This window comes from Streptomyces chiangmaiensis, from assembly GCF_036281785.1.
Classification (GTDB): Bacteria; Actinomycetota; Actinomycetes; order Streptomycetales; family Streptomycetaceae; genus Streptomyces; species Streptomyces chiangmaiensis.
Window position 1 is genome coordinate 1 of the sequence record NZ_JAYWVC010000288.1, and the last position, 7885, is coordinate 7885.

The window sequence follows — 7885 nt, forward strand, 5'->3', positions numbered from 1 at the left end:
CGACTGGACCGTTGACGAGGTCTGCCCGGGATCGAGAACCGAGCCGCTGTGAACACCGAGAACCGCTGCGGCGGAGAAGACGGCTGCAAGCACTGAACCAAGCAATCTCGGTCGCATAGTCGGCTTCGTCCTCACGTGATGGAATCCTCTCCCCCGCAGCACAAGACGATGGCTCATTCAGGCACGTCAATGCCACAGGGGCGATGCATCATGTTCCTGCACGTTCATGACCCTGGGGGGTGGAGAAATGACCACGAACAACTCAAAGCCGACACATCCCCATGCCGTCACTGAGTTGTGCGACGACGGGGCACGGCTTTATGCCAACGCGCTCCGCTCCGGAAGGATCACCCGTTCCGAGGTGGAACCCGCTCCGTGCCTGCTGGAGTTCGCCCTGCTCCACCCCGATCCGGACGACGCCAACTGGCTGCGGCCGGTTCCCCCGTCCGTCGCGCTCGCCCAACGGCTGCACCCCCTGGAGCGCGAGATACAGGAACGCCGGCACCAGACGATCGAACTGACCGAGTCCTTCGACCCGTTCATCACCATCAGCACACAGAGCCCCCAGGCGAGCCTCCACTCGATCACCGTGCTCGAGGGATTCGACCGGATCAACGCGGCACTCAACTCGGCCACCGCCGAGTGCCGCAGCGAGATGCTGACCGTACAGCCGGGGGGCGGCCGCCCCGCCGACACTCTCATGGAGGCGCTGGAGCGCGACCGCCCGCTCGCCGACCGCGGGGTCAGCATCCGCACGCTCTACCAGCACACGGCGCGACACAGCCAGAGCACCCTCGCCTACGTGGACCGGATCTCCGACGGCAAGATCCAGGTCCGTACGCTCCAGGAGCTGATCGAGCGGCTCATCATCTTCGACCGGGCCGTCGCCTTCATCCCGGCCAGCGAGGACCGGCGCGTGGCCCTCGAACTGCGCCACCCCGGCCTCGTGCGGTATCTCGCCATGGTCTTCGAGCGGTTGTGGGTGCGTGCGGTCCCGCTGACCGAGGAGGTCCCCAACGACGTGGACCCCAACGGCATCACGGGGGTTCAGCGTTCGATCGCCAAACTCCTCATCGAGGGCCATGTGGACGAGGCGATCGCCCGCCGCCTGGGCATGAACGTCCGCACCTGCCGGGCGCACATAGCGAAGATCGCGGCCACCCTGGGCAGTGGCAGCAGAGCTCAGTTGGGCTACCTGATAGCGCAGTCGGGAATCCTCGAGCAGGGCGACTGAACCGTCGGACCCGAGGGAGCCGGCCGGTGAGCGTGCCGCCGCACGGCTGTGACCCCCGGCCACGCCCCTTCGCCGCAGGGCCGCCGTACAGCGCGCCCTGAACGGCTGCACGCCGCGTCAGCGGCCATCGCGAGCGCCTGTCGGGGAGCACACGGAGAGGGCTCCGCTCGAGCAGTGAGGTGCCCCACGACCGACGCTCGGCAGCACAAGCCGGTGGCGTCCGCCTGCCTCACAGCTCGCTCGCGGATTCAGGGCCACCGGGAGCGGTGGCCGGCAGCAGTTCGGCCGCGAGGGTGGAGCCGTTCAGGCCTGCCTGGGCGATACGGACGCCGAGCTGCGTCCTGCTCGCTGCGCCCAGGGTCTCCGAGAGCCGGGCGATGTGCGCACGGCACGTCCGGACGCTGATACCGAGGCGTTCGGCGACCACCGCGTCCTGGTGTCCCTCCGCGAGCAGCGCGGCGATCGAGCGCTCCCGGTGGGTGATGCCGTCGATGCCGGTGTCCGGGAGCGGGGAGGCGAGCGGGATCGCCAGACGCCAGAAGCGTTCGAAGACGGTCACCAGGTAGTCGATCACCGCCGGGTGCCGCAGTTCCAGCGCGATCGTGCGGTCCGGGTTGGCCGGGATGAAGGCGACCGTGCGGTCGAAGACGATCAGGCGCTCGGGCACCTCGTCGAGGGTGCGCGCCTCCGCTGCTTCACCCATCATCTCCATGTAGTTGCGCAGGCCCTGCCCGTGCCGGGCGACATGTGTGTACAGGTCGCGCATGCGCACGCCCCGGCGGCGCATCTCCAGGGCCCGGTGCAGGCCCTCGGAGAGCTCGTCCTCCCGGCGGATACCGCCGGGCTGCACCGTGAGCACCTCGGCCGTGCACTGCTCGGTCGCCTCGTCCATGGCGGCCCGGATCCGTGGCAGCCCGTCCAGGACGCGGATGGCCACGCCCTCCGGGGACCCCTGCTCGCGGCTGCCCAGCCCGGCGAACCACTCGACCGCGGCCACCACCGTCCCGACCCGCCTCTGGCTCGCGCTGACCTCCTCGTGCACGCTGCGCAGCAGCCGGGTCATGACCTCCTGCGGGGAGGTCGGCACCAGCCAGTCCATGTCGTCGGGGTCGGGGTGCAGCAGCGCGAGCTCCAGCAGACAGGGCACCGGCGCGGCGTCGGCGCGGGACACCCGGCCGCGGCGTACGGCCCGGGAGTACACATGGTTGCCCGCCTCGCAGAGTCGGTCAGCGCCGTGTGGATGCGCGTCCGTCCCGTGCCCGGCCATCTTCCACTCCTGGCTCCGACTCCTGGCTCCAGCGTCCTGAACGATGCAGCTCACCAGCGACGTCCCGGCGTCTGCCCGGACGCACACCGTCCGCACCGCGCCCCGCACGCCTTCGCAGCGCAACTATGCGCGGCACCGCCCACCACCGCAACACGGGTCCTGCGCCTCAACGCCCGTGAATGTCCTGGAATCTTCCATATCCTCCCCACCTCCGGAACTTCCGCTGCACCAAGCTGACGGTGGGTGAGATCGCCCCGCCTCGCACGACGGTGAGCGCTGCCGGGCACGACGGAGTGATCGGTCTGTGACGTGGGGCACTTGACGTCGGACCTCGGCGGACATGTCCGACCCGGCACGCATGGGACGACGTGTGGGACGGGTTGTTGGAACGGTGCGGTCGGGGCCGTTCCGTGCCGCTGCCGGCGGGGTCGCGGCCGATCGGGCCGGGTGAACTGCGGTTCGGGCCCGGCCGGATGACCCGAACCCGCACGACCACCCCGCCGTCGAGGACCGGGAGGAGGGAGGAATGTGCCCACGCTGGACGGCCGCGACCACGACGAGGTCACTGTGTACACAGGGGCGAACACCGAAGGGTGCCACAGAACCGCCGCAGCCGACGGGGGAATGCGCCGCAGGGGCGGGTTGAAACCGACCTCGGCGGGCGGGCAGTCACCCGCCCGCCCGGCGCATCAGTGCAGACGGACCGCCGCGCAGGCCGCCTTGTACTTCTCGGTGCAGATCTCCTTGACGGTGTAGATGCCGTCCTGGATCACCGTGTCCTTGATGTTGTCCGTGGTGAGCGCGACCACCGGCACCAGCATCGACGGGATGCTCTTCTGCGTCGGGCTGTCGACCTTGTCGCGGGTCAGCGCGTCGAACTCGATGGAGCGGCCCTGGACCTTGGAGACCGCCATCTCCGCGGCGTTGTTCGCCTCTTCCGGGTACGACTTGTACACACTCATGTACTGCTCGCCCGAGATGATCCGCTGGACCGCGTCCAGCGCCGCGTCCTGCCCGGTCACCGGCGGGATCTTGGTGGCGCCCGCGTCCTTCAGCGCGTCGATGATGGCGCCGGCCATGCCGTCGTTCGCGGAGTAGACACCGGCGATGTGGCTCAGCCCGATGGACTGGATCGCCTGGACCATGTTGGCCTTGGCGTTCTCCGGCTTCCAGTCCTTGGTGTCGTACTTCTTGGCGACGTTCACCTTGCCGGAGAGCTCGCTCAGCGCGCCCTCCTTGAACTGGGCCGCGTTCGGGTCGGTGGGCGAGCCGTTCATCATGACGATCTTGCTGGCGGCCGCCTTGGTGCCGAGCTTCTCCACGAGGGCGCGGCCCTGCACCTGGCCGACCAGTTCGTTGTCGAAGGAGATGTACGCGTCGATCGGGCCCTGAGCGAGCCGGTCGTAGGCGATGACCGGAATGCCCGCGTCCTTCGCCTTCTGCACGCCGGGTGCGATGGCCTTGGCGTCCACCGCGTCCACCAGCAGCACGTCCACCTTGTCGGCGATCATCTGGTCGAGCTGCTGGCTCTGCTTGGCCGCGTCCGCGTCGGCGTTCTCGTAGACGACCTTGCCCTTGTTGTCGGTGAGGGACAGCACCTGCTTCTTGATGATGGGGTAGTCGAACTTGTCGTACCGCGGATTCTCCTTCTCGGGCAGAAGGAGACCCACCGTGATGTCGTTGCCCTTCTTCGGGGTCGCGGAGCTGCTGCCACCACCGACTCCGTCGATGACTCCGCACGCGGCGAGCGATACGGCCGACGCGGAGGCGGCCAGGGCCATGGCGGTACGACGCACAGCGGTCCTACGGGTACGAGCGTTCACATCAGGTGCCTTCCGGGCGGGGGAGCAGCATTGCGACCCAGGTGGCTGAAAGCCAACGCGGCGACAGTATGCAGCGTCAAGAAGTACCGGTTAACGAGATGACAACAGCATCCGTGTGGAAGTCAAGTGAAAACCAAGAAAGTGTGGTGCGCGACCCGTTGCGAAACCTTTGAGCGATGGAGTTTTGGGCCCCGACCTGCGCAGATCCGGAAACCGACGTGCCATCAACTTCCTTGGGGCAACCAGTCGTTCATCGATCGACCCAAACGTGATCTACGTCACGCGCCGACGGGATCGTGGCCGTGCTCCTGCGGCACCTCGTACCTGTCACGCGCCGCACTCCTCGACCGCAGCGTGCACGGGCCTCGGCGAGCCACGCATCACTCGTCGTCGAACGGCGGCTCTTCACGAACACCCCATTCCCGGCACACCGATGGAGACAGACCCCGACCACGCGATCGACCACAACTGGGGCATCAGGACTCCGGCTTCGGCCCTGCCGGGCGACATGGGCGGGTGACCAGGGCGCCTGGACCACGCTCTTCACGGGCCAGGTCGGCGACCGCGACTCCTACATGGACACCACCGTGCACGAGGATCGGCTGGGCCTGTACTACTACCGCGTCGGCTACACGGACGCGTCGGTGCCGAGGTGGCCGGGCGGGCCCTGGCCTACGGCATCTGGGAACCCGGGCTCTGACCACGCGCGAAGGGGCGGCACCGGAGGTGTTCCCGGTGCCGCCCCTTCGGCGTGATGTCAGTCGGACTGCTGCCGCTTGGGCCGCCACACCACCAGCGCGCTGGTCTGCTGCACCTCCTGGTACGGCACCAGGTCACGACGGTACGAGGCGTGTACCGCGGCCTCCCGCTGCCGCATCGTCGCCGCCGCACCGTCCAGCGCGGCCTGAAGCTCGGCGACACGGGACTGGAGCGCGGCGACCTGGTTCTCCAGCTCGATGATGCGCTTGATGCCGGCCAGGTTGATGCCCTCGTCCTGCGACAACTGCTGAACCTGGCGGAGCAGTTCGATGTCGCGGGCCGAGTAGCGCCGGCCCCGGCCGGCCGTGCGGTCCGGGGAGACGAGCCCCAGGCGGTCGTACTGGCGCAGCGTCTGCGGGTGCAGGCCGGAGAGCTGGGCCGCCACCGAGATGACGTAGACCGGGGTCTCCTCGGTCAGTTCGTACGGGTTGCGTCGACGGCCGTCCATCTCCTCATGCTCCCTTCGCCGCCTGGAACAGCTCCGCCCGCGGGTCCTCGCCCGCGGTCGCCTCGCGATACGCCTCCAGCGCGTCACGAGCCTTCCCCGGCAGGTCCTTCGGGACACTCACCTCGACGGTGACCAGCAGGTCGCCGCGGGTGCCGTCCTTGCGGACCGCGCCCTTGCCACGGGCGCGCATGGTGCGCCCGTTGGGCGTGCCCGGGGGCAGCTTCAGCGTCACCGGGGGCCCGCCGAGGGTGGGGACCCGGATGTCGCCGCCGAGCGCCGCCTCCGCGAACGTCACGGGCACGGTCACCGTCAGGTTGTCGCCCTTGCGGCCGAAGACCGGGTGCGCGTCCACGTGCACGACCACATACAGGTCGCCGGCCGGGCCGCCCCGCTCGCCGGGACCACCCTTGCCGCGCAGCCGGATGCGCTGCCCGTCCGTGACACCCGCCGGAATGCGGACCTGCATCGTCCGGGACGACTTCGCCCGGCCGCTGCCCTTGCACTCCAGACAGGGGTGCTCGGCGATGAGTCCACGGCCCTTGCAGTCCGGGCAGGGGTCGGTCAGCGAGAAGCCGCCGCCCGAGCCGCGTGCCACCTGGCCGGTGCCGACACAGGTCGGGCACACCCGCGGCGTGCCGTTCTTGTCGCCGGTGCCCGAGCAGGCCTTGCACGGTGCCTGCGAGGACATGCGCAGTGGAACGGTCGCACCGTCCACCGCCTCCATGAAGCTCAGCGTGACCTCGGACTCAATGTCCTGGCCGCGCCTCGGCTGCGTGCGCGTACCCGCGCCGCCGCCGCGGTTGAACAGGCCCCCGAAGACGTCACCGATGCCGCCGCCGAAGCCCCCTCCGGCATTGCCGCCCTGGCCGCCGAAGAGGTCGCCCAGGTCGAAGTTGAACGATCCTCCCGCCCCGGGACCGGGACGGAAGCCACCGTTGCCGAAGAGGGCGCGCGCCTCGTCGTACTCCTTGCGCTTCTTGGGGTCACCGAGGACGTCGTTCGCCTCGGAGATCTCCTTGAAACGTTCCTCCGCCTTGGCGTTGCCCTTGTTGGCGTCCGGGTGGAACTCGCGGGCGAGCTTCCGGTACGCCTTCTTGATCTCGGCCTCGGTGGCGTCCTTGGGGACGCCGAGGACCTTGTAGTAGTCCTTCTCGATGAAGTCCTTGGTACTCATCCCCGACGCCCCTCCTTCCGTTCAGCGTTGTTTTCCGCGGGGAGCCCGGTGCGGACTCCCCTGTCGATCACGTCAGCCCTCGTCCGGGCCACCGCTCTCCTTGTCGTCGCCCGCCTCGGTCGTGTCATCCGCCTTGACCGTCTGCGCTCCCGGCTGCGGCTCGGCCACGGCCACCCGCGCGGGGCGGATGGTGCGCTCGCCGAAGCGATACCCGGGCTGCAGAATCGCCACGCACATCGTCTCGGTGACGTCCGGCGCGTACGAGTGCATCAGGGCCTCGTGGATCGTCGGGTCGAAGGGCTCGCCCTCCTTGCCGAACTGCTGCAGACCCATCTTCGCCGCGACGGTCTCCAGGGACTCGGCGACGGACTTGAACCCGCCGACGAGCTCGCCGTGGTCACGTGCGCGGCCGATGTCGTCGAGCACCGGCAGGAGCTCGGTCAGGAGGTTCGCGATGGCGATCTCCTTGACCGCGATCCGGTCGCGCTCGACGCGGCGGCGGTAGTTCTGGTACTCGGCCTGGAGGCGCTGGAGGTCCAGGGTGCGCTCGTTGAGCGCCGTGCGCACCTGGTCCAGCTGGGCCACCAGACCTGCGGTCTGTGCGGTTGCGTCCCCTGCCGGGGCCGCCGCCTCCTCCGGAGAGGGGGAGGCGGCCTGCGGCTCGGCGTCATTCGGGGTGCCGCCGGAGGGGACGTCGGGCTTCTCCTCGAAACCCGGGGTCTCCTCCGTCACGCGGCACCGTCCCTACGGTCCTCGTCGACGATCTCGGCGTCGACGACGTCGTCGTCGGCCTTCGCCTGGCCGGCACCGGCGTCACCGGCACCGCCCGCGGCCTGCGCGGCCTGGGCGTCGGCGTACATGGCCTGGCCGAGCTTCTGCGAGACGGCCGCGACCTTCTCCGTGGCGGTACGGATCTCGGCCGTGTCCTCGCCCTTGAGCGTCTCCTTCAGCTCGGCGACAGCGGCTTCGACCTCGGTCTTGATCTCGCCGGGGACCTTGTCCTCGTTGTCCTTGAGGAACTTCTCGGTCTGGTAGACGAGCTGCTCGCCCTGGTTGCGGGTCTCGGCGGCCTCGCGGCGGCGGTGGTCCTCCTCCGCGTACTGCTCGGCCTCCTGGCGCATCCGGTCGACCTCGTCCTTCGGCAGCGAGGAGCCGCCGGTGACGGTCATCTTCTGCTCCT

7 protein-coding genes are annotated in these 7885 nt (G+C 69.3%); 1 reads left to right on the forward strand and 6 read right to left on the reverse strand.

Annotated features, from left to right (window positions below):
* Positions 1–247 precede the first annotated feature (247 nt).
* Positions 248–1234, forward strand: coding sequence for a helix-turn-helix transcriptional regulator (locus VXC91_RS40090; RefSeq protein WP_329512289.1), 987 nt, complete (start codon positions 248–250; stop codon positions 1232–1234).
* 229 nt (positions 1235–1463) lie between these two features.
* Here VXC91_RS40090 and VXC91_RS40095 read toward each other — a convergent pair whose 3' ends face one another.
* The 6 genes from VXC91_RS40095 to VXC91_RS40120 all read right to left on the reverse strand — a co-directional run.
* Complete coding sequence (locus VXC91_RS40095; RefSeq protein WP_329512290.1) at positions 1464–2501, reverse strand: helix-turn-helix transcriptional regulator; 1038 nt, start codon at positions 2499–2501, stop codon at positions 1464–1466.
* Between the two features lie 689 nt (positions 2502–3190).
* A complete protein-coding gene (locus VXC91_RS40100; RefSeq protein ID WP_329512291.1) occupies positions 3191–4297 on the reverse strand; it encodes a sugar ABC transporter substrate-binding protein in 1107 nt (368 codons plus the stop codon).
* A 784-nt stretch (positions 4298–5081) separates the two neighbouring features.
* Positions 5082–5531, reverse strand: a complete 450-nt coding sequence (locus VXC91_RS40105; RefSeq protein WP_329512292.1) for a heat shock protein transcriptional repressor HspR — start codon at positions 5529–5531, stop codon at positions 5082–5084.
* A 4-nt stretch (positions 5532–5535) separates the two neighbouring features.
* Positions 5536–6705 (reverse strand): molecular chaperone DnaJ, encoded by a 1170-nt coding sequence (gene dnaJ / locus VXC91_RS40110; RefSeq protein WP_329512293.1) that lies wholly within the window; start codon positions 6703–6705, stop codon positions 5536–5538.
* A 72-nt stretch (positions 6706–6777) separates the two neighbouring features.
* The gene (grpE, locus tag VXC91_RS40115) at positions 6778–7437 is read right to left on the reverse strand and encodes a nucleotide exchange factor GrpE (RefSeq protein WP_329512294.1); all 660 of its coding nucleotides are present in this window, start codon (positions 7435–7437) and stop codon (positions 6778–6780) included.
* A partial coding sequence (locus VXC91_RS40120; protein WP_329512295.1) for an Hsp70 family protein occupies positions 7434–7885 on the reverse strand: 452 nt, incomplete at its 5' end. The genes grpE and VXC91_RS40120, both read right to left, overlap by 4 nt.

What these genes read in the sequence shown, in the direction of transcription:
- dnaJ (WP_329512293.1), bottom strand. Translation starts at nt 6,705, where the DNA reads ATGAGTACCAAGGACTTCATCGAGAAGGACTACTACAAGGTCCTCGGC.
- VXC91_RS40090 (WP_329512289.1), top strand. Translation starts at nt 248, where the DNA reads ATGACCACGAACAACTCAAAGCCGACACATCCCCATGCCGTCACTGAG.
- VXC91_RS40095 (WP_329512290.1), bottom strand. Translation starts at nt 2,501, where the DNA reads ATGGCCGGGCACGGGACGGACGCGCATCCACACGGCGCTGACCGACTC.
- VXC91_RS40105 (WP_329512292.1), bottom strand. Translation starts at nt 5,531, where the DNA reads ATGGACGGCCGTCGACGCAACCCGTACGAACTGACCGAGGAGACCCCG.